General features: G+C 64.6%; 23 protein-coding genes and 1 tRNA gene. 6 read left to right on the forward strand and 18 right to left on the reverse strand.

Annotation, left to right across the window (positions count from 1 at the left end):
- Window positions 1-32 precede the first annotated feature (32 nt).
- Window positions 33-1,661: an ATP-binding protein gene (locus C8J30_RS09100; protein WP_181420822.1), complete on the forward strand. Its 1,629-nt coding sequence runs from the start codon at window positions 33-35 to the stop codon at window positions 1,659-1,661.
- Window positions 1,662-1,666: 5 nt separating this feature from the next.
- Here C8J30_RS09100 and C8J30_RS09105 read toward each other — a convergent pair whose 3' ends face one another.
- From C8J30_RS09105 to C8J30_RS09140, 8 genes are all read right to left on the reverse strand, one after another.
- Window positions 1,667-1,840 carry a DNA gyrase inhibitor YacG gene (locus C8J30_RS09105; protein WP_110805527.1) on the reverse strand — a complete coding sequence of 58 codons (174 nt, stop codon included), beginning with the start codon at window positions 1,838-1,840 and terminating at the stop codon, window positions 1,667-1,669.
- Window positions 1,837-2,877 (reverse strand): ribonuclease E/G, encoded by a 1,041-nt coding sequence (locus tag C8J30_RS09110; protein WP_110805528.1) that lies wholly within the window; start codon window positions 2,875-2,877, stop codon window positions 1,837-1,839. The genes C8J30_RS09105 and C8J30_RS09110 overlap by 4 nt, the downstream gene beginning before the upstream one ends.
- A complete protein-coding gene (locus tag C8J30_RS09115; RefSeq protein ID WP_110805529.1) occupies window positions 2,874-3,449 on the reverse strand; it encodes a Maf family protein in 576 nt (191 codons plus the stop codon). The genes C8J30_RS09110 and C8J30_RS09115 overlap by 4 nt, the downstream gene beginning before the upstream one ends.
- Window positions 3,446-3,664: a translation initiation factor IF-1 gene (infA, locus tag C8J30_RS09120; protein ID WP_013068259.1), complete on the reverse strand. Its 219-nt coding sequence runs from the start codon at window positions 3,662-3,664 to the stop codon at window positions 3,446-3,448. Before infA ends, C8J30_RS09115 begins: the two co-directional genes overlap by 4 nt.
- 83 nt (window positions 3,665-3,747) lie before the next feature.
- Window positions 3,748-4,650 (reverse strand): carbon-nitrogen hydrolase family protein, encoded by a 903-nt coding sequence (locus C8J30_RS09125; RefSeq protein WP_110805530.1) that lies wholly within the window; start codon window positions 4,648-4,650, stop codon window positions 3,748-3,750.
- Entirely contained in the window at window positions 4,647-5,228 is a 582-nt protein-coding gene (locus tag C8J30_RS09130; protein ID WP_110805531.1) for a GNAT family N-acetyltransferase, read from the reverse strand. The genes C8J30_RS09125 and C8J30_RS09130 overlap by 4 nt, the downstream gene beginning before the upstream one ends.
- Window positions 5,228-5,635 carry a ketosteroid isomerase-related protein gene (locus tag C8J30_RS09135; RefSeq protein ID WP_245909741.1) on the reverse strand — a complete coding sequence of 136 codons (408 nt, stop codon included), beginning with the start codon at window positions 5,633-5,635 and terminating at the stop codon, window positions 5,228-5,230. Before C8J30_RS09135 ends, C8J30_RS09130 begins: the two co-directional genes overlap by 1 nt.
- Before the next feature lie 315 nt (window positions 5,636-5,950).
- The gene (locus tag C8J30_RS09140) at window positions 5,951-6,784 is read right to left on the reverse strand and encodes an NAD(P)H-binding protein (RefSeq protein WP_110805532.1); all 834 of its coding nucleotides are present in this window, start codon (window positions 6,782-6,784) and stop codon (window positions 5,951-5,953) included.
- A gap of 88 nt (window positions 6,785-6,872) precedes the next feature.
- Here C8J30_RS09140 and C8J30_RS09145 point away from each other — a divergent pair, with 88 nt between their 5' ends.
- Entirely contained in the window at window positions 6,873-7,265 is a 393-nt protein-coding gene (locus tag C8J30_RS09145) for a winged helix-turn-helix transcriptional regulator (protein WP_110805533.1), read from the forward strand.
- Here the strand turns inward: C8J30_RS09145 and C8J30_RS09150 are convergent.
- From C8J30_RS09150 to C8J30_RS18585, 7 genes are all read right to left on the reverse strand, one after another.
- The gene (locus tag C8J30_RS09150; RefSeq protein WP_110805534.1) at window positions 7,250-7,702 is read right to left on the reverse strand and encodes an arsenate-mycothiol transferase ArsC; all 453 of its coding nucleotides are present in this window, start codon (window positions 7,700-7,702) and stop codon (window positions 7,250-7,252) included. The genes C8J30_RS09145 and C8J30_RS09150 overlap by 16 nt on opposite strands.
- Window positions 7,702-8,181: a UPF0262 family protein gene (locus tag C8J30_RS09155; RefSeq protein WP_110805535.1), complete on the reverse strand. Its 480-nt coding sequence runs from the start codon at window positions 8,179-8,181 to the stop codon at window positions 7,702-7,704. The genes C8J30_RS09150 and C8J30_RS09155 overlap by 1 nt, the downstream gene beginning before the upstream one ends.
- The gene (gene hisD, locus C8J30_RS09160) at window positions 8,178-9,494 is read right to left on the reverse strand and encodes a histidinol dehydrogenase (protein ID WP_110805536.1); all 1,317 of its coding nucleotides are present in this window, start codon (window positions 9,492-9,494) and stop codon (window positions 8,178-8,180) included. The genes C8J30_RS09155 and hisD overlap by 4 nt, the downstream gene beginning before the upstream one ends.
- Before the next feature lie 174 nt (window positions 9,495-9,668).
- Window positions 9,669-10,145 carry a GNAT family N-acetyltransferase gene (locus C8J30_RS09165; protein ID WP_110805537.1) on the reverse strand — a complete coding sequence of 159 codons (477 nt, stop codon included), beginning with the start codon at window positions 10,143-10,145 and terminating at the stop codon, window positions 9,669-9,671.
- A 13-nt stretch (window positions 10,146-10,158) separates the two neighbouring features.
- A complete protein-coding gene (locus C8J30_RS09170) occupies window positions 10,159-10,638 on the reverse strand; it encodes a DUF2948 family protein (protein ID WP_110805538.1) in 480 nt (159 codons plus the stop codon).
- Window positions 10,635-11,903, reverse strand: coding sequence for a UDP-N-acetylglucosamine 1-carboxyvinyltransferase (gene murA, locus C8J30_RS09175; protein WP_110805539.1), 1,269 nt, complete (start codon window positions 11,901-11,903; stop codon window positions 10,635-10,637). The genes C8J30_RS09170 and murA overlap by 4 nt, the downstream gene beginning before the upstream one ends.
- Before the next feature lie 4 nt (window positions 11,904-11,907).
- Window positions 11,908-12,072, reverse strand: a complete 165-nt coding sequence (locus C8J30_RS18585) for a hypothetical protein (RefSeq protein WP_181420823.1) — start codon at window positions 12,070-12,072, stop codon at window positions 11,908-11,910.
- A gap of 124 nt (window positions 12,073-12,196) precedes the next feature.
- Here C8J30_RS18585 and C8J30_RS09180 point away from each other — a divergent pair.
- Window positions 12,197-12,271 (forward strand) — tRNA-Thr (locus tag C8J30_RS09180).
- A 90-nt stretch (window positions 12,272-12,361) separates the two neighbouring features.
- Entirely contained in the window at window positions 12,362-14,146 is a 1,785-nt protein-coding gene (locus C8J30_RS09185) for a site-specific integrase (RefSeq protein WP_181420824.1), read from the forward strand.
- Window positions 14,147-14,259: 113 nt separating this feature from the next.
- Here C8J30_RS09185 and C8J30_RS09190 read toward each other — a convergent pair whose 3' ends face one another.
- From C8J30_RS09190 to C8J30_RS09200, 3 genes are read right to left on the reverse strand one after another with little or no spacing between them, the layout of a single operon-like run.
- On the reverse strand, window positions 14,260-14,874 hold the full coding sequence (locus C8J30_RS09190) for a hypothetical protein (RefSeq protein ID WP_110805575.1): 615 nt from the start codon (window positions 14,872-14,874) through the stop codon (window positions 14,260-14,262).
- A gap of 32 nt (window positions 14,875-14,906) precedes the next feature.
- Window positions 14,907-15,062: a hypothetical protein gene (locus C8J30_RS18855; protein ID WP_220033711.1), complete on the reverse strand. Its 156-nt coding sequence runs from the start codon at window positions 15,060-15,062 to the stop codon at window positions 14,907-14,909.
- Between the two features lie 46 nt (window positions 15,063-15,108).
- A complete protein-coding gene (locus tag C8J30_RS09200; protein ID WP_245909742.1) occupies window positions 15,109-15,537 on the reverse strand; it encodes a very short patch repair endonuclease in 429 nt (142 codons plus the stop codon).
- Here C8J30_RS09200 and C8J30_RS09205 point away from each other — a divergent pair.
- Together C8J30_RS09205 and C8J30_RS09210 are read left to right on the forward strand one after the other, a co-directional pair.
- Window positions 15,527-17,164, forward strand: a complete 1,638-nt coding sequence (locus C8J30_RS09205) for a DNA cytosine methyltransferase (RefSeq protein WP_245909743.1) — start codon at window positions 15,527-15,529, stop codon at window positions 17,162-17,164. The genes C8J30_RS09200 and C8J30_RS09205 overlap by 11 nt on opposite strands.
- A 96-nt stretch (window positions 17,165-17,260) precedes the next feature.
- A complete protein-coding gene (locus C8J30_RS09210) occupies window positions 17,261-19,687 on the forward strand; it encodes a sigma-70 family RNA polymerase sigma factor (RefSeq protein WP_110805543.1) in 2,427 nt (808 codons plus the stop codon).
- The last annotated feature ends 7 nt before the right edge of the window (window positions 19,688-19,694 follow it).

The raw sequence follows: 19,694 nt of genomic DNA on the forward strand, positions 1-19,694 counted from the left end.
GCGAAATCCTCGAGGTCGCGCGGCGTACACGCATGGAATTCGCGGCGCAGGTGGTTCTGATCACCTTCACCGGGGCCGTTGCCTGGATGGCGACGGGACTGCATTGCATCCCGCTCTGGGTTGCGCTGCACTTCGGTCTGATCACCGTCGAACGCAAGATCACCCGGCGCCTGCGCAACAGCGAAAGTCCCTTCGCGCTGCCCGCCGTTCTGGCGGCGCATCTGGCGATCGGGGCGGTCTTCGCCGCGATGCCGGTCTATCTGTGGATGCAGGAGGACGAGGCCTTTCACTTCACCGGCACGGTGCTGCTGCTCGGCTCGATCCTGAACATCTTTCTGGTGCGCGCCCAGATCTGGTATCTGGCGCTCTGTTTCGTCGCGCCCGATGCGGTGGCGATCGCCCTGATTGCCGGGCATATCGCGCGCCAGACGCCGACCCCGGCGCAGGCGATCACCGTCTGGGTCGTTGCCTCGGCGATCATCGTCTATCTTGGCGTCGCGCTCTTGCAAGCCGCCCGCGCCCATCGCCGCCACCTGGTCACGCGCGAGCAGTTGGTGCAGTCGCAGAAAATGGAGGCGCTTGGCAATCTTGCGGGCGGAATGGCGCATGATTTCAACAATATCCTGAATGTCATCACCGGCACGCTCGATCTTGCGCGCGACGAACGCGACCCCGCGCGGATCGCGGCGCAACTGGATCGGGCGCATGCTGCCGCGGACCGCGGCGCGTCGCTGATCCGGCAGGTGCTCTCCTTCGCGCGCAAATCACATCTGGAGCCGCGCCGCGTCGATCCGCCCGCGGTCATCGCCGAGGTCGAGACGATGGCGCGGCGGCTCATTCCCGAACGCATCGCCATCGACACCCTGGTCGATCCCGACGTGCCCGCGGTACGGGTGGACGAGGGCACGCTGGTGACGGCGCTGCTCAATCTGGTGCTGAACGCGCGCGATGCGATCGAGGGGCGGGGCCGGATCATTCTGAGCTGCACGCTTGCCCCCGGACTGCCGAGCGGTCGGCGCGGCAGGGTGATGTTTTCCGTGCGCGACGACGGCCACGGCATCGCGCGCGAGATGATCGGCCGGGTGACCGAGCCCTTCTTCACCACGAAACCCGTGGGCGAAGGCACCGGGCTCGGGCTCTCGATGGTGGCGGGCTTTGCCGCGCAATCAGGCGGGGCATTGCAGATCGACAGTCAGGAAGGCGCGGGCACCGAGGTGCGGATGCTGCTGCCGCTCGACGATGGTCCCGCCCAGCCAAAGCCCCCCGCCCCGGCCAACCGCCCCGCGCCTGCCCCGATTGCGAAACCGCGCTGTGTGCTGTTGGTCGAAGATCAGCGCGAGCTGCTGGAACTGCTGCAGATCTTCCTGCGCCGCAGCGGTCACGTGGTCCATGCGGCCAGTTCGGGCGATGCGGCCTTGGCGCTGATCGAGGACGGGGTCTGCCCCGATATCCTGATTTCCGACGTGGTGATGCCCGGCCAGATGCAGGGGCGCGATCTGGCGGCGCTCGTGCGCGAGCGCTTCCCGCAGGCGCAGATCGTGCTGATGTCGGGCTTCGAGGAAGCTTCGTTCGGCTGTCCGGAACAGAAGCACTGCGACATGCTCTTTCTGGCGAAACCGGTGCGGCTGGCCGAGCTCGCCGAGGCGATCGCGCCCCGCTGAGGCGCCTATTGCAGCGGCCCGGCGCCATCCTCTGCCGGGCGTTCCTCTTCCTCGGCGATGTCGCCGGGGATGACGTAGCTGCCGTTCAGCCAGCGCGCCAGATCGACATCGGCGCAGCGTTTCGAGCAGAACGGGCGGTATTTCGCCTCGCTCTCTTTGCCGCAGATCGGACAGCTCATGTCCGCCCCGCAAGCAGGGCCGCCAGCGCCACCCGATCACGCTTGCGCACCAGCTCGTAAAGGCCAAGCGGCGTCCAGCCCGCAAGGCTCGTCTCCGCCGCCTCGGTCTTGAAGGCCGCGCGCAACTGCTGTTCCAGCACCAGACGGTCCTTTTTCGGCATCGGCGCGAAATCGACCACGACCTGACCGCCCAAGCCCCGCAGCCGCAGCTGCCGCGGCAGATCGCGGGCGGCGGCGATATTGGCCTTCAACGCCGCGGCGGGCGAGGTATCCGCGCCGGTGTTCACATCGACGGCGACCAGCGCGCGCGTCGGCTCGATCATCATGTGACCGCCGCCGGGCAGGGCGACGCGCGGGTTCAGCGCCGCATCGATCGCTTCCAGAACACCGTGATCCTCGAAGCCCTCGACCACCTCGTCGGGGGCGGGATCGGCCCATTCGCGCCAGGCTTCTTCATGCGGCGTGGGGGCGTCGACCAGCAATTCCGGTGCACCGTCCACATCGGCCAGAACCGCCTCGGCCAGCTCGCGCAGGCCCGCGATATCCTCGACGATCTCGCCGTCTTCGGCGCCCTCGCAGGCCGAGCGCAGAATGAGGCCCATCTCGGAGCCGTCCATCACCACGCCCGCCAGAGCTTGCAGACCCTCGCGGGTGTCTTCCTCACGGATGCGGCGCGAGACGTTCAGCCCCGGCGCCCCCGGGGTGACGATGCCGTAGCGGCCCTTGAACAGAAGACGCAGCGTGACCGGAACCGCCTTGCCGGGTTCCGCCCCGCCCGAGACCTGCACCAGCACCGATTGCCCCGGCGCAAGTCCCTTGGCGTCTTTCAGAAAGCCCTTTTCGCCGCCCGGAAGCGCCACGAACAGACCGCCCTGCCCTTTCATCGGCCGCTCGATCCTGGCGCGGCAAATGGCACCGGGGGCCAGCGCCATCGCGTCCGAGACATCGACGAGCAGATCTTCCAGCTGGCCATCGACCATCAGCGCAGCGGCTTCCAGACCGCCGACCGCGCCCAGAATCACGATCCGACCCTTCATGCCTGTTCTCCCGGGGCAATGCCCGCCGCGCGCAACAGCACGGCAGTCTCGGCCAGCGGCAGGCCGACGACGCCGGTGAACGACCCCTGAATCCAGGGGATGAAGGCCCCGGCAAGACCTTGAATCGCATAGCCGCCCGCCTTGCCCTGCCATTCGCCTGAGGCGAGATAGCCGTTCACTTCCGTGTTCGAGAGCGGGCGGAATTTCACCACCGTATCCACCAGCCGCTCGCGCAAACCCGCGCTTGTGCGCACGGCAACGGCGGTCAGCACATGGTGGCGACGCCCCGACAGCAGCCACAGAAACTCGGCCGCTTCCTTTTCATCGGCAGGCTTGCCCAGAATCCGGCGCCCGCAGGTGACGGTGGTATCGGCGGTCAGGATCACCTCGTCGGCCGCGCACTCAAGCACCGCCGCCTTTTCGCGGGCCATGCGCGCGACATAGGCGCGGGCATCCTCGCCGCGCTCCGGGGTTTCATCGATGTCGGGAGTGCGGACCTCGGCCGGGGTCAGGCCCAGCTGACCCAGAAGCTCGCGCCGACGCGGGCTGGCCGATCCGAGGACAAGCTTCACTTGAAGCGGTAGTTGATGCGACCCTTGGACAGGTCATAGGTGTTCATTTCCACCTGCACCCGGTCGCCAGCCAGAACACGGATGCGGTTCTTCCGCATCTTGCCTGCCATATGCGCGATGATCTCATGGCCGTTTTCCAGCTCGACCTTGAACGTCGCGTTCGGCAGGAGTTCCTTCACGACGCCGGGGAATTCGAGCATTTCTTCCTTGGCCATGGTCACTCCATTGGGGGATACCCGCACGGATGCGGCGGGCGCGCTTTCTTTGCGCCCGCTAAAGGCAGAATTCAAGGGCAATGTCAAGATTTGCGGGGGGATTCGGCCACAGTGCGGATCTGCACCGCTTGCAAGGGTTGCTCGGACCAGTGCTGAAAAAGCAGCACCGAACCGTCGCGGCGGCTATGTGTGACCCGGTCGAGATCGACCGTCGCGACCACCCAGCCGGGTTCGTCATAGACCCCTTTGGCAATGACCCCATCATCGGGCCAGCCCTCGTCCGGCGGGCCGTAGATCCCTGCGGCGCCGTGATTTTCATCGACGGCGGGGCACCAGGGGGCCAGCCCCACAACGGGCGCCTGAACCGTCACGCACTGGTTTTCCAAGGCGCGCGCCTGCGACCCGATCCGCACCCGGTTGTAGCCCGCCGCCGCATCGGTGCAGCTGGGTGCCAGAAGGATTTCCGCCCCCGCTTCGCACAGCCCCCGCGACAAAAGGGGAAACTCGCTGTCGTAGCAGATGACGATGCCGATCTTGCCGATGCCGGTGTCAAAGAGGGTGAGTCCCCGCCCCGGGCCGATGTTCCAGTCCTCGCGCTCGAACCGGGTCATGATCGCCTTGTCCTGATGGCCGATCCGCCCCGAAGGACCAAACAGAACGGCACGGTTGCGCAACTCCAGCCCGTCCTGCGCCGGCCCCGAGGGGGCGAGGATGTAAAGCCCGAATTCGATCGCAAGACCCTCGAAATGGCGCTCCATCGCGGCGCGGTGGCGCAGCACTTCCTCGACCGCGAGGGTCAGATCGGCGGCAACCGCGGCGCCGCCCAGCGCAGCCAGTTCCATCGCGCCATATTCGGGGAACACCAGCAGATCGGCCTGTTTCAACGCCGCCATCTGCACCCAGGCGCGGGTCTTCGCCTCATAGGCGGCCCAGTCCTCGGCCCAGTCGAGCGGATAGGCCGCGGCGGCGATGGTGACATGTCTCACAGCGGCTTCCCCCAGAATTGCAGCGGTTTCTCAGTCTCGCCCGCCGCGCCGACATCCGTCCAGCGGAAATGCGCGATCACGCCCGGCAGGGGCGCATAGCCGCGCTTGCGCCAAAACGCATCCAGCGGGCGGTAAGTGCCTGGCTTCAGGGGATGATCGGCCGGGCGGATCACCGCGCAAAAGGCCGAATGGCTGCGGCCAAGCGCCCGCGCATGGGCTTCGCGGGCGTCGAAGAAGGCATGGCCAAGGCCGCGTCCGCGATATTCGGGCAAAAGCACCGACTCGGCGCAGTAAAAGACGGCGGTCAGAGCGAGGCCCGTCGCCGCAAAGGGGGCGGCGAAATCCTCGGCATGATCTTCGAGCGGCGTGCCGGTGGCAGCCCCCACCAGCCGCGGCCCGTCGAAGGCGCCGACGACAACCGCGCCCGGCGAGGTGCGGTAGCTTTCCAGATAGCGCCGCTCGTAGTCCAGCGAGCCCTCGTAAAGATAGGGCCAGTCGCGGAAGACGGCGATGCGCAGCCGCGCCACATCCTCGAGCGCGGCATCCAGCGCAGGGCCGGTCAGAACCCGGGTCTGCATCAGCTGACCTGACGGATCCAGTCGGCGAGGTTGTAATAGGTGGTGACGCGCTGGATCTGATTGCCGCGCAGGGTGAAGAAGGTGCCGGCGGGCAGGATGTAGCTCTGGCCGCGCGCCTCGGGCAGGCCGTCGTCGGTGGCGATGTAGCTGCCATGCACGGTGAATTCCGCCGCCGCGCGGGTGCCCGCATCATTCGCCATCACCACGATGTCGGCAAGCTTTTCGCGGTAGCAGCGCGTCATGTGAGCATTGAAGGCGCGGAACTTTTCGACGCCGCGGCGGATCTGACCCTCGTTGACGTGATGCTCGAAATCCTCGGTCAGCAGCGCCTCCATCGCCGAGGTGTCGCCCCGGTTGAAGGCCTCGTAATAGGTGGAAATCACGGCAAGGGCAGCGGCGCGGGGCATCGGATCCTCCATCTGTTGCCCCATCTGTGGCATGGCCTGCCTGTTTGGTCAAACCTTGGAACCGGCAGGGAATGGGCGAAAAGCGGCATGGTCCTGACCGAGGCCATCGCCGAGGTCATGCGGCACATCGGCCCCGTGACCGCCGGGGCGCCAAAGCGTCCCGGCCAGCGCCCGCCCCGCCCATGGCGGGCGCTTCTCGCCCGCCGGGGCAGGCGCCGGCCTCTGTCACGCTTGCGGAAACGGTCGTGCTGCGCCGTGGTCGCTTCGGGCGGGGAAAGGCGATGCCTTTCCTTCTCCGCCCGACCCGATGTCAGCTTACGCCAGCGCCGCGCGCACGGTTTCCGCCATCGGCGTCGTCGGGCGCCCGATCAGCCGCGACAGCCGATGGCCCTCGTCGTAAAGCGCCCCCGCCGTGCCGGTCACCGCATCACATTCGGCCAGCGTCGCGGCAAAGGCGGCGGGCAGGCCGAAACCTTCGAGCGCCTTGGCATAGTCCGCCTGCGTCATGTTCACATAGGCGACGGGCTTGCCCGATTGCTTCGCCACCTCGGCCGCCAGCTCCGCCATGGTGAAGGCAGTATCGCCCGCCAGTTCGTAAACCTGCCCCTCGTGGCCCGCTTCCAGTGCCACCACCGCAGCAGCCTCGGCGAAATCGGCCCGCGGCGCGGCGGCATACCGGCCCTCGCCCGCCGCCCCGATCAGCGCCCCGTGTTCCAGCGCCGCGCCCAGATTGCCGGTCAGGTTTTCCGTATACCAGCCGTTGCGCAGGATCGTGTAGGCGACGCCCGAAGCCTTCAGCGCGGCCTCCGTCGCGACGTGGTCAGAGGCCAGCATCACCATCGGCGAGGCCTCGCCCTTCAGGATCGACGTATAGACGATCCGCCCCACGCCCGCGGCCTTGGCCGCCGCAATCGCCTTGGCGTGCTGCCCGGCGCGGTCGTTGAAATCGTTCGAGGAAATCAGCACCAGCACCTCGACGCCCGCCAGAGCTGCCGCATCGGGGGCGGTGTAATCGAAGGCCCGCGCCTCGTATCCCGTCACTTTCGAGGGCGTGCGGGCAAGGGCGACGGGGGTGGCGCCGCGGGCTTTCAGCGCGGCAAGCACAAGGGTTCCGAGTTGGCCGGTGGCGGCAGAGACGGCGATGGTCATGGCAAGTTCCTTCGTTGTGACTTGCCCGATCTAGCCGCATGCGCTATCAAAACGTAAGTACCCACATAAATGTAAGTATCCAAAAAAGATGCACAGCCCTCCCGCCGTCCTTGCAGAGCTGCCGCGTGGCGATGTTCTGGCGCGGGACTGCCCGTCGCGGCAGATCCTGCAACATGTCACCTCGCGCTGGGGGGGCCTCGTGATGGTCGCGCTGGGGCGCGAGACGCTGCGATTCGCGCAGCTGCGCCGCCGCATTGGCGGGATTTCCGAGCGGATGCTGGCGCAGACGCTGCAGGTGCTGGAGGCGGACGGTCTGGTGGCCCGGCACGATCACGGCGAGGTGCCGCCGCGCGTCGATTACTGCCTGACGGCTGCGGGCTGGGAAATCGCAACGCGGGTCTTTGCGCTGACCGACTGGATCGAGACGCATCTGCCGGAACTGCTGGCAGAGCGGGCGGAAAAGGCTCAGGCCTTGGGCTGACCGAAACGGGCCAAGATATGATCGCGGATCTGGTCGCGGGTCTGGCGGTAGTAATGCAGCCGCGCCTCGCGCCCCTCGCCCAGCCCCGTCGGGTCCATGATCGCCCAGTGCTCGACGTCGATATGATAGAGCCGCGTCAGATCAAGCGCCTGATGATAGGACGCAGGCGACAGCGCGATCACCAGATCGAAGGCCCCCAGATCGTCGCCCATCTCCTTGAGTTCATGGAAGCTTCTGGCCTGATGTCGCTCAAGGTTGACGCCGATTTCGGAACAGACCGCGATCGCGAAACCGTCGGTATCAAGGTCGGCCTTGACCCCCACCGACTGCACATAAACCTCGCGGCCGTAGAACTGCTTCATCATCCCCTCGGCCATCGGCGAGCGCGTGGCGTTGTGGTCGCAGCAGAACAGGACCGCGTTGGGAAGCTTGCCCATCAGCTCACCGGGGTCAGGACGCAGACAAGGGTGAAGAGCCGCCGCGCAGTGTCGATGTCGATCTCGGCCTTGCCGGTCAGACGTTCTTGCAGCACCCGCGCGCCCTCGTTGTGGATGCCGCGCCGGGCCATGTCGACCGCCTCGATCTGGCTCGGCGGCAGCTTCTTCACCGCCTCGAAATAGCTTTCGCAGATCTGGAAATAATCCTTCACCACCTGCCGGAATGGCCCGAAACTCAGGTGGAACTCGGCCACCTTGTCGCCCCCTTCCAGACAGGTATCGAAGACAAGCCGCCCGTCGCGCACGGCGAGCGTCAGCGCAAAGGGCCCCTCGGGGGCGGGGGCGCCGTCGCGGCCGGGGATCACCCAGCTGTTGTCTTCGAGCAGGTCAAAGACCGCCACGCGGCGCTCCTGTTCGATTTCGGGCGTCGGCGCGGGCAGACCGGAATCGTCGATCTCGAGACGGGTGATGCGGCTCATTCTGTCCCCTTTTCATTCAGGGCATCGAGGCGGGCGCGGACGGAAAGACCATGCGCCTGCAGGCTTTCCGAAATCGCCAGCGTCTCTGCCGCGGGGCCGATGGCGCGCAGGGCTTCGGGCGTCATCTTGGCCAGCGTCGTGCGCTTGAGGAAATCCATCACCGACAGGCCCGACGAGAACCGCGCCGAGCGCGCCGTGGGCAGAACGTGGTTCGGCCCGCCAACATAATCGCCGATCGCCTCCGGGGTCCATTGGCCCAGGAAGATGGCGCCGGCATGGGTGATCTGGGCCGACAGCGCCTCGGGGTCGGCGACGCAAAGCTCCAGATGTTCGGGGGCGACGCGGTTCGAGAGCCTCGCCGCCTCGGCCAGATCGCGGGTCACGATCACCGCGCCGAAATCGCGCCAGCTCGCCCCGGCAATCGCGCGCCGCTCCAGTGTTTCCAGCCGCTTCTCCACCGCCGCGGTCACCGCTTTCGCAAAACCCGCATCGGGCGTCAGGATCAGCGCCTGCGCCGATTGGTCGTGTTCGGCTTGGCTCAGCAGATCAAGCGCCACCCAGTCGGGGTTCGCGGTCTCGTCAGCAATGACCAGAATTTCCGAGGGCCCGGCGATCATGTCGATGCCGACGCGACCAAAGACGCGCCGCTTCGCCGCGGCGACGAAGGCGTTGCCCGGCCCGGTGATCTTGTCCACGGGCGCGATCGTCGCCGTGCCGTAAGCAAGCGCCGCCACCGCCTGCGCGCCGCCGATGCGGTAAACCGTGTCCACCCCGGCGATATCGGCCGCCAAGAGCACCAGCGGATTGACCGCGCCACCGGGCGTCGGGCAGACGACCACCAGCCGCTCCACCCCCGCCACCTTGGCCGGGATCGCGTTCATCAGCACGGACGACGGATAGGAGGCGAGCCCCCCCGGCACATAGAGCCCCGCCGCCGAGACGGGCGACCAGCGCCAGCCGAGTTCCGCGCCCGAGGCCTCGGTCCAGCGTTCTTCCATCACCGGCATCTGCCGGGCGTGATAGGTGCGGATCCGCTCGGCCGCGAGTTCAAGCGCCGCACGCTCGGCCGCGGGCACGCGCGCGATTTCCGCGGCGATCTCGGCTTTCGAAAACGCCAACGTCTCGGGGGTCAGGTCAAGCCGGTCGAATTTCGACGTGTAGTCGATCACCGCCGCATCGCCGCGGTCGCGCACCTCGGCAATGATCGCCGCCACCGTCGCATCGACATCGGGGCTGTCCTCGCGCTTCATCCCCAGAAGGGCGGTGAAACGGGTCTCGAAATCATCGGCGTCGGTGGTCAGGAAATGCGGCATCGGGGGCTCCTTCTTGACCAAGGGGATAGAGCGAAGCGGGACGCGGGGCAAGCTTCGCGCGCGGCCCGCCCCTGCGGCATCCATCGCGCAAGAGCGTATTTGTTCCAAGAAGAAACCCATGCCGTTTCTTCTTGGAACAAATACGCCTCTGCCCTTAGGGCCGAGCGCGGCCTTTCAGATCAGGCGCTTGCGCAGCGGATGGCCGAGCAGCCAGCCACCGCCGCCGCGGTCGTCCATCTGCCAGCCTTGGCTGCGATAGAAGGCCAGCGCGGTGTTGGTCGCGGTCAGCCGCGCCTCGACGCGGCCATGGGCCCGCAATTCCTCTTCCAGCGCCGCCAGAAGGGCGCGACCGCAGCCCTTGCCCTGCGCCTCGGGCGCGGCAAAAAGCAGCCGGATCCGACCCTGCCCATCCGGCTGGTGGCGCCAGTCGATCCCGCCCACGGCAACGATTCCGGTCTCGGGTTCGGCGACGAAAAGCCGCTGCGCCGGGTCATGCAGGATCGAATTCAGCGTCATCGGGCTGTTCGACGCGACCCAGGGCCGGATACGTTCCGGATCGTCCCGGTGATCGGCGCGGCACAGCGCGGTGATCGACGCGCCGATCACCTCCGACAGGACCGTGAGTTCCTCGGAGCGGGCAGGACGGATCATGATCTTGGGCCTTCTATTCTGGGTGGTTCGGTGCCTGCCCCGAAACGGCCCGATAGGGCCGCGTCACATCCCGCAGATCGACGGACAAGCACTCGACCCCGGCAGCAATCGCACCATCCCCCGCAAGGGTGATCACCACGCGCCCTGCCCCCTCGGGGCCCGGCTCGAACACGATGTCGAGCAGCGACAGCACCAGGTCCGCCTCCTTCCGGTCGAATCCCTGCGAGGCGACCTGGGTCACGTCGGAGAGCACCAGAAGCGACTGCACCCGCTCGTAAGGACGGCCTTCGGCCTCGGCCTGCGCCTTGTCCTCCCAGCGGAAGCGGTTGATCAGCATCGAGAGCCGCCGGGCCTTCGCCTCGTAGCGGATCTCGGTCACCGGCAGCACGGCATCCTGAACCAGCGCGGCCAGCACGCCAAGATCCTCGGCGTTTTCCGCGCGCAGGCTCAGTGGCCCTTCGGCCCCGTCGTCAAACCGTGCATCCCGGCTCATTCGCCCTTCACCCGTTCGATTTGCGCCCCGACAGCGCGCAGCTTTTCTTCTACCCGTTCGTAGCCGCGATCAAGGTGGTAAACTCGACTGACCACAGTCTCGCCTTCGGCGGCCAGCCCGGCCAGAATCAAGGAAACCGAGGCCCGCAAATCAGTTGCCATCACCCGGGCGCCTTTCAGACGCGCGACGCCGTGCACTTTTGCAACACCGCCATGCACCTCGATCCGTGCTCCCATGCGGGCCAGTTCGGGCGCATGCATGAAGCGATTCTCGAAGATTCGCTCCTCGAGAATCGATGTCCCCTCGGCGGTGCACAGCAAAGCCATCATCTGCGCCTGCAGATCGGTCGGGAAACCGGGGAAAGGTTCGGTCACCACATCGACGGCGCGGATGCGGCCATTCTTGCGTTTGACCTTCAGCCCGCGCGCGGTTTCCTCGACCGCGATCCCGGCCGCATCGAGTTTTTCGCAGAAGCTTTCGACCAGTTCGATTCGACCGCCAAGGCATTCGACCTCGCCCCCGCAGATCGCCGGGGCGAGCATGTAGGTGCCGAGCTCGATTCGGTCGGTGACGACCGGGTGAGTCGCGCCATGCAGCCGGTCGACGCCCTGAATGGTGATTTCCGCCGTGCCCTCGCCCTCGATCTGCGCGCCCATCGCGCGCAGGCAACGGGCGAGGTCAACGATTTCCGGCTCGCGCGCGGCGTTTTTCAGCACCGAAGTGCCCTTGGCAAGGGTTGCCGCCATCAGGAAGTTCTCGGTCGCGCCGACGGAAGCAAAGCGCATCTCATGCACCGCGCCCTTCAGCCCGCCGCGCGCATTGGCGTGCAGATAGCCTTCCTTCAGCTCGATTTCGGCGCCAAGGGCCGCCAGCGCATCGATGTGAATGTCCATCGGCCGCGCGCCGATCGCACAGCCGCCGGGCAGCGAGACAACCGCATGGCCAAGGCGCGCCAGCAGCGGACCGAGCACGAGGTTCGAGGCCCGCATCTTCCGCACGATGTCATAATCGGCTCGCGGGTTGATTTCGCCATGGCACGAGGTGGCGAGCACCTTGCCCTCCTGCAGCGCGGTGACCTCGGCGCCAAGGCTGGCCAGAAGCTGCGTCATCGTGCGGATGTCGGACAGCCGCGGCGCATTGGTCAGCGTCAGCGGCTCTTCGGACAGCAGCGTCGCGGGCATCAGCGCCAGACAGGCGTTCTTGGCGCCCGCAATCGGGATCTGCCCGCTCAGCGGCCCGTTGCCGCGCACAAGGATGCTGTCCACTCGCTCACTCCTCCGGGCCGTTTGCGGCCGTATCGTTGCTGTCCCCCTCGGCGGAGCGCGCCCGCGCCTGAGCCTTGCGCCGCGTCAGATTGGCGCGCAGGGCGGCGGCCAGACGCTCTTCGCGCGTGGCTTCAGGGGCTGTTTTCCGGTTGGGGGTGTCATCGGTCATGGGCACTCTTTAGCGGCGCCGATGAAATGTGTCGAGAGAGGGTGAATATTTGCGCTTGCGCACCCCGCGCGGTTCGTCTACATCCGCGCCACGGTCGGAAGCGACCAGCGTGAAAGCGCCGGATGCTGCAGTAGCTCAGTGGTAGAGCACTCCCTTGGTAAGGGAGAGGTCGAGAGTTCAATCCTCTCTTGCAGCACCATACCATCCCCTTGATCTTAAATAAAACCCTTGAATTCAAGGCGCTGGTGCCATTTTTGGTGCCAGAACAGGTGCCAGAATGGGGGTATCGATGGCGGCGAAACGACGGCATTGGAAAGAGAAGGACGGGCGTTACTGGGCGCGCATCTCGATCCCGCTCGAGCTCAAACCGTTCTTCGCCAACAAGACGCAGCTGACCGAACCACTGGGCGGCGACCTGCGTATCGCGGATGAAAACCACGCCGCGGCTGTCGCCCGCCTGAAGGACAAGCTCAAGGCGGCGCGACGCATGCTTGAAGCCGCCACCTCCGATGCGCCTGTCGAACCGGCTCCCGTCGCCGCCGTGACGCCTCGTCGCGCCCTGACCCCGGAAGATGTCGAACAGGCCGTCTGGGCGCATTACACCAGCACGCTTGCACAAGACGCGGCGAAACGGGCTGCAATGCCGACCGAGCAGGAGATCGCGGACGAGCTCGAAAAGGCGAACAAGCGCATCGAAGCTGGAGACGCCGATCCGAGAAAGAGCATCTCGGGCTTTTTCAACGTCTACTCGGACTACGAGTTGAAGGCCTCCATGCGCCATTTCGACGAACGCTTGCGCAAGAGCAAACTCAAGGCTCTGCGCGCCGAGATAGCCACCGGCAACACGCGATTGGTGAATGCGACAGTGCAGGAATTCATTGATCGACACCATATCGCCGTCGCCCGCGAGTCTCAGGAATGGCGCGATCTGGCGCAAAAGCTCATGCGTGCGGAGATCGAAGCGCTCGAGCGAACCTGCGAGCTGGATGCCGGTAACTTCGGCGGAACCCCGCAGGACCCGATCGTGCGCCCGCCGTCAAGGCCGATCGACGAGGGCGAACCCGTTTCGCTTTGGGGACTTTTTTGCGATTACATCAAAGTCAGTCAGGCGACGGGCACGCACCTTGACGGCGGTGCGAACTGGACGCCGCCGATCCGATCGCTCCAAGACTTTCTCGGTCATGACGATGCGCGGAAGATAAAACGAATCGATCTGCTCAATTGGCGCGACGCACTTCTTGCAGAAGGCAAGTCCGCGAAGACTGTCTCGGCGAAGTATCTCGCCGCAGTCCGTGCCGTGCTCACCTGGGCAGAGGCAAACTTCAAGCTGCCGACAAACGAGATTGAAAAGGTCAATCAGAAGGTCGCCAAAAAGCAGCTTACCCGCGAACGCGGCTACACAAAGCGTGAGGCGGTGCGCATCCTGAAAGCGTCACTCAACTACGAACCTCGCGCAACCACGCATCCCTCGCACCGCGAGAGCGCCCATATCACCGCAGCAAAGCGATGGGTGCCCTTGCTTTGTGCTTTCACGGGCGCTCGCGTCAACGAGATCACTCAGTTGCGCAAACAGGATGTCTTCAAGGAGGCGGGACGCTGGATGCTTCGCATTACCCCCGAGGCCGGTTCGGTCAAGACGGGTGAATACCGGGATGCCCCTCTTCATCGACAGGTCGTCGAGCTTGGCTTCTTGGAGTTTGTCAAGGGAGCGAACGAAGGTCCGCTTTTCCATGGAGCGCAAACTCCCGAAAAATACCTCTCCGGTGCGCGCACGACATCCGGTCGACTGTCCCAATGGCTGCATAAACTGAACCTCGTCCCTGAAAACGTGCAACCCAACTACGGCTGGCGACATCGTTTCAAGACGCAAGGACGAGAACTGGGGATGTCGGACCGGGTTCTTGATGCGATTCAGGGTCACCCCGGCAAGAAGGCCGCCGACGATTATGGAGATGTCACGATCGCGGCAAAGGCGCGGCTCATCGACGCGCTGCCGCATTATGTGTTCGACGGAAGCGATGACGATGATGACGAGGCTGAGGACGTCGAAGAGGCCGCCGCGATCGAAACCTGAGTCACACCCTGTTCGACGGGGCGGCCCTCATGTTCGAAAAACCGCGTTTTCTTGACATGACACGATGCTCATGTTCGCAAACGGGGCGTTACGATAACATGAGGGCGACTGCTTCACCGCGCAGCTCTCAACTTCACCCGCGCGACTTTGCCCAGCCTCACGCAGACGAAATCAAGCCGAATGTGGTTCGCCCCTTGTTCGAACTCGTGGACGACGATGCTCGGCGCGTCCTGGAAATCTGCAAGACGAATGTTGCCTTGCGAGAGCCTTCTTTTGCCGACGAGGACGCGCACTCGGGAGCCGGTCATCTGGTTGCGCAGCACGAGCAGGTAGGTGCGACCCCGGTCTTCGATGTCGTCGAGGTCATAGATCTTGAGCATCGCTCCGGATCTGTCTCGAAACACGCGGGACCGACCGGACGGGGCACGCTTGCCCCGGACCTGCCGCTGATCGTCGTCGGTGCATCCATGCTTCGGCCACGGCCAGCCGACATCGTCGAACAAGACCCGTCCACCGTGACGGCTTTGGTAGAAATACACCCGAGCCCCGCAGACCGGGCAGGACGCGTTCGGATCGAGGTAACAGTCGTGCGTCCAGCCGTGACGAGGAACCGGCTCGGTGACACGTTCCAGGCCGTCACACAGCCCGCCACCGATGTGAAGCGGTCTGAGCACGCCATCGACATAGCGAAACTCGATCTCGCCCCCGCACTTGTCACAGATTGCCACCTCGAACGCCTTCCTTCGATCGCAGCTTAACTTCAAGCATCCGAGAAATAGTTCTCGTCGACCGAGTTGATGAAACAGGTGCTGCGGGCCCGCACGCCGACACCATACTGAATCATCAACCCGGCAAGGCGCTGACCCTTGCCGGGACGGCCCTGATGTTCGAAACTCGCGTTTTCTTGAGATGACACGAAGCTCATGTTCGCGAAAGGTGCGTTGCGATAGCATGAGGGCGCGTCACGCGGAACCTCTGGGTGGTATTTCGAGACGCCGAACAGAATCTTCATCCGGTGCGCTTTGCAGCCATTCATCGAGCTCCTGCGCCACGGCGTCCGGATTGCGTCGAAGCACGCACTCCCAGATGACAGCAACACGCCATCCGGTGGACAACAGCAACGTTTCAGCCCGCTGGTCCCGCCGCACGTTCGCTTCGAATTTCTCCGACCAGAACGCAACCCTCGTGGAAGGCATCGTGGTTTTCGGGCAGCCCGGATGTCGATGCCAATAGCAACCGTGCACGAACACGGCCGCCCGGAAACGCGGAAAGACCAGATCGGGCGAGCCGGGAAGATCCTTGCGATGCAAGCGAAACCGCAACCCGAGCGCATGCATCCTGCGACGCAGGGCCAGTTCGGGGCGGGTGTCGACACTGCGGATGCCGGACATCATCCGTGATCGCACTTCCTTCGAAACTATGTCGACCATGTGCTCTTGCGCTCCCGGCGCGGACCTGGAAGAAGACGACAAGACCCGCGTGAACGGCATGACAATGACAAACCCGATTTCCATCGTCGATCTGTTTTCGGGCCCGGGCGGCCTTGGCGAGGGATTTTCATCGGTGCAGGGCCCCTCGGCACCGGCTTACCGGATCGCAGTGTCGATCGAGAAGGACGCTGCAGCGCATTCCACCTTGCGTCTGCGCGCATTTCTGCGGCGATTTCCGGTGCTGCCGACCGCTTATCTGGACTGGATGAGCAAGGGAGGCCCGGCGCCGGATTGGGCGGCCCTTCATCCCGAGGAGTGGGAAGACGCAAAGCGCGAAGCGCAATGCCTTGAACTCGGCACGAGGCCTGCTGCGGATCTCCTGGAAGAGCGCATCCGCGAAATCGAGGCGTCGGGTCAACGTCGAACGCTGCTCATCGGCGGACCGCCCTGCCAAGCCTATTCGCTGGCCGGAAGGTCTCGCAACGCAGGGATCGCAACCTACGATGCGCAGGCGGATCATCGGAACTTCCTCTACGAGGAATATGTCCGCGTTCTGAACCGGCTGGGGCCGGTCGCCTTCGTCATGGAAAACGTCAAGGGTATGCTGTCGTCTTCGGTCGAGGGCAAGGCGATCTTCGCGATGGTGATGCGCGACCTCAAGGCGGCGGGTCGGGGTTATCGCCTGTTCGGGTTGGCGACGGAACCGAACCTTGCGCGTGACCCTGAACCGAGGGACTTCATTGTGCGCGCCGAGGATCACGGCGTTCCGCAGATGCGTCATCGGGTCATCATCCTCGGCATCCGGCGCGATATCGCCGATCATCTGCCGCCCTCGGCGATCCCGACCCTTGCGCGCAGCTCATGTCAGGTCAGTGTCGCGCAAACGATCGGGCATCTGCCGCGTCTGCGCAGCGGGCTCAGCCGCTCCGACAGTCCCGCCGCCTGGACCGACGCGATGCTCGATGCTGCCGGGCAGGTCGAAGCAGCGCTCTCTGACAAGGCGATCGCCCATTCCGAGCAGATCCGGCGCGTGTTGCGTCGCGTTGTCGAAAGGCTGGGCGAGACCGTCGCCTGCGGCAGGTCCGCAACACGAAAAGCCGCCGCAAGCGCCGAGCTTCCGGCCGAACTGGACACCTGGCTGGCGGGGCACGCTGGTGGACGTATCACCCTTCATGAAACCCGCGGTCACATGCCGACCGATCTGGCGCGATATCTGTTCGCGGCCTGTCATGCCGAGGTGACAGGGAACAGCCCGCGCGCAGAGGCGTTCCCCGACTCGCTTGCGCCCGCCCACCGCAGCTGGAGCAGCGGCAAGTTCAATGACCGCTTTCGCGTGCAGCTGGCTCATCAGCCGAGCACCACGATCACCAGCCACATCTCCAAGGACGGTCATTATTTCATCCACCACGACCCGACACAATGTCGCAGCCTGACGGTGCGTGAAGCTGCGCGGCTACAGACATTTCCCGACGACTACATGTTCCTCGGAAACCGCACCGAGCAATACGTGCAGGTCGGAAACGCCGTTCCCCCCTGGCTCGCGCATCAGATCGCCAAAGCCATCCTGCCGGTATACGACAGTCTTTGACACCCCAATGGGGTAATTCTCCGTCAAAGTCTCGCCAAGTTCCTGTCAAGGTTGTGTTGCAACCCACCGGAACTTGCGGTCATATCCGGGGAAGTTATGGATTTGGTGGCGGAATTTCAGGACATGGATCGGGCGCATCCGGTGATTGCACCAGATCGTTCCGTCGATGCGGCATCCGCATCGACAAGGTCAGGACGACACCCGGATCACGCTGGCTATCAACCCGATGCGAGGGCGGTTGCGCTGGGGCGCACTGCGCTCCATCTCGCGGCCGCAGCTGGTGATGCCTTCGCATGCAAGACACTGATTGCCTCCGGATACGACCCCTCCTTGCCGGACAGGCACGGCAGATCGGCTGCCGCACAAGCGCGATCGGCCGGACACTTCGACCTTGCAGACGCACTGGATGGACGCATCGCCAGCCAGGCTGAAATCGACGCACGCCGCCCGCTGAGCTTCGGGGAACTGACTGGACTTGTGCTCGACAACGCGCGCGTCCTGGAGCGTCTCGTGAAGGAGAAACGTCTCGACGCGCGCGACAGCAAGGGCGACACACCACTGCACATCGTTGCGATGCAGGGCAAGCTCCGAGCCGCCGATTTCCTCGTTCGATCAGGAGCGGATGTCCATGCCGTCAACATGGCAGGACTGACGCCGGGCGAGGTCGCACGCGAAAGTGGTCATATGTTGCTCGCCGACCTGCTGCTGTCCGCCATCGGTGCTGCGGATGATCCGGTTGAACCGGATCGGACGGCCGCAGCCGACAATCGGCCGATCATCGAGGCGACCAACCTGATCGAACCACCCGCACGGAATGACGTTGTCGATTTCGACGAAGATGCGCTCGACGATCTGTCCTTTGATGGCGAAGTCGAGGCTGTGGATTTTCACGAAACCTGCGGAAGTGCCGAGACGCGCGCGGATTTCACGCGCATCACCAATGACGTGACCCTTCGCACCGACGAGGCCGAGGCGGAGATCGACTGGGACATCGACCTGCAGTCGCTGCGCATCGAAGGTGACGGCATAGGCACCGGCCACGCTGGCACAGAGGATGACGACGCGGACTATGCAGTGTCGCGCCGTCGTGGGCTGCGTCGCGAGGTGAAGCATTCGACCTGGCACCGGTTCTCGATCGAACCCGACCGATGTGCGGAGATTGCGCAGCGCATCGTCACGAACGCCGGCGTCACCGACGAAGATCTCGACGAGATCATCGGCATCTGTCACGGACGTTTCGACCCGGTCGATCTGCGCCTGAACGTCCTGCGCGAAATCGAGGCCGCGGGGTTCGAACATGCCCGGGTTGATGAAGATACCGTTTTCGAGGCCATGACGGACGTTTGCGCGGAGGATCTTTCCGAAGCGATTGCCGCGACTTGCACGCGTGCTTCCGTGCTGCCGGGGATGGGTAAGCGCGTTCTCGACAAGCGCTCGGAGCAGCGCCTGACAGGGGCTGTCAAGCAGGCACGGACGGCGCTTCTGCTCGGGATCGTCGAGCATGCGCATGTGCTCGACATCATCCTATATATGGCAGAACAGGTCATTTGCGGCACCGTGGACTGCGCCGAAGTGACCGAACTTCAGGTCAACCCGACACATCTGACGCGAGAAGGTCAGGTATTCATCAACGCTGCCGAGGCACTGCGCGCGCTTCGGAACGCGATTGCGGCAGGGTCTGGATCGGCGGTGCGGGAGGCCGTGTCTCTGGTTGCGGATCTGGAACTGAAGCCGGAGTTTCTGGAGGCCGTCGTCGCCGAAATGCGCGAGAGTGGCGAACTGAGCGCTTTCGCCGAAACGATGGCACGCAACCTGGCAGCCCGCGAAAACGCCATCTCTGCGCTCGTCGAAGCATCCCTCCCGCTTTGCCGTCGGCATGCTGCACAACGCACCGCAGACGATGAGGATCAGGAAGATGTGTTTCAAGCCAGTTTCCGGGGATTGCTGAGGGCTGCATCGAACTGCGATCCAGCACTGGGCAATAACTTCGCTGCCTATGCATCTTTCTGGCTTATTCAGGCGGTATCGTGGTGGCGCGCCAACGAAAGCCGACTGATCCGCTTTCCGGCACACTTCTCTTCGGTTGTCTGGAAGCTTGCGCGCGCTGAAGAAAGCATTGACCCGTTTCTCCCGGGCGCACCGAGAGATGTCGAACTGGCAAAACGTCTCGATCTGACACCCCTCGAAATGCGCAAGATGAACAGGTTGCCGAGATTCGCGGTCGAGCTTTCGGTGCTTGACGATCTGGTTCCGGAGGGTCCGCTCAAGGAAATCCCGGAACACATTCACGACGCAGAATGCGCGGCGATCATGCACAACTGCCTCGCTGAGCTTGATGAGCGTCAGGCAGAGATCATCAGGATGCGCTTCGGGATAGGACTTGAAAACGAAATGACCCTCGAGGAGATCGGTCAGATCGAAGGTGTCACCCGAGAGCGCATTCGGCAGATCGAAGCCAAGGGCATGGAGCGACTGCGTAACCCCATGCGTTTGCGTCAACTCCACAAGGCATTTCCCTCATGACGTTTCG

This window comes from Rhodobacter viridis, assembly GCF_003217355.1.
GTDB lineage: Bacteria > Pseudomonadota > Alphaproteobacteria > Rhodobacterales > Rhodobacteraceae > Rhodobacter > Rhodobacter viridis.

Coding starts and splice junctions, on each gene's coding strand:
- C8J30_RS09205 (WP_245909743.1), top strand. CDS start 15,527: ATGCCGGACATCATCCGTGATCGCACTTCCTTCGAAACTATGTCGACC.
- C8J30_RS09100 (WP_181420822.1), top strand. CDS start 33: ATGGAATTCGCGGCGCAGGTGGTTCTGATCACCTTCACCGGGGCCGTT.
- C8J30_RS09210 (WP_110805543.1), top strand. CDS start 17,261: ATGGATTTGGTGGCGGAATTTCAGGACATGGATCGGGCGCATCCGGTG.
- C8J30_RS09145 (WP_110805533.1), top strand. CDS start 6,873: ATGCACAGCCCTCCCGCCGTCCTTGCAGAGCTGCCGCGTGGCGATGTT.
- C8J30_RS09150 (WP_110805534.1), bottom strand. CDS start 7,702: ATGGGCAAGCTTCCCAACGCGGTCCTGTTCTGCTGCGACCACAACGCC.
- C8J30_RS09140 (WP_110805532.1), bottom strand. CDS start 6,784: ATGACCATCGCCGTCTCTGCCGCCACCGGCCAACTCGGAACCCTTGTG.
- hisD (WP_110805536.1), bottom strand. CDS start 9,494: ATGCCGCATTTCCTGACCACCGACGCCGATGATTTCGAGACCCGTTTC.
- C8J30_RS09135 (WP_245909741.1), bottom strand. CDS start 5,635: ATGCCCCGCGCCGCTGCCCTTGCCGTGATTTCCACCTATTACGAGGCC.
- C8J30_RS09165 (WP_110805537.1), bottom strand. CDS start 10,145: ATGATCCGTCCTGCCCGCTCCGAGGAACTCACGGTCCTGTCGGAGGTG.
- C8J30_RS09130 (WP_110805531.1), bottom strand. CDS start 5,228: ATGCAGACCCGGGTTCTGACCGGCCCTGCGCTGGATGCCGCGCTCGAG.
- C8J30_RS09155 (WP_110805535.1), bottom strand. CDS start 8,181: ATGAGCCGCATCACCCGTCTCGAGATCGACGATTCCGGTCTGCCCGCG.
- C8J30_RS09105 (WP_110805527.1), bottom strand. CDS start 1,840: ATGAGCTGTCCGATCTGCGGCAAAGAGAGCGAGGCGAAATACCGCCCG.
- infA (WP_013068259.1), bottom strand. CDS start 3,664: ATGGCCAAGGAAGAAATGCTCGAATTCCCCGGCGTCGTGAAGGAACTC.
- C8J30_RS09185 (WP_181420824.1), top strand. CDS start 12,362: ATGGCGGCGAAACGACGGCATTGGAAAGAGAAGGACGGGCGTTACTGG.
- C8J30_RS18585 (WP_181420823.1), bottom strand. CDS start 12,072: ATGACCGATGACACCCCCAACCGGAAAACAGCCCCTGAAGCCACGCGC.
- C8J30_RS09200 (WP_245909742.1), bottom strand. CDS start 15,537: ATGTCCGGCATCCGCAGTGTCGACACCCGCCCCGAACTGGCCCTGCGT.
- C8J30_RS09170 (WP_110805538.1), bottom strand. CDS start 10,638: ATGAGCCGGGATGCACGGTTTGACGACGGGGCCGAAGGGCCACTGAGC.
- C8J30_RS09110 (WP_110805528.1), bottom strand. CDS start 2,877: ATGAAGGGTCGGATCGTGATTCTGGGCGCGGTCGGCGGTCTGGAAGCC.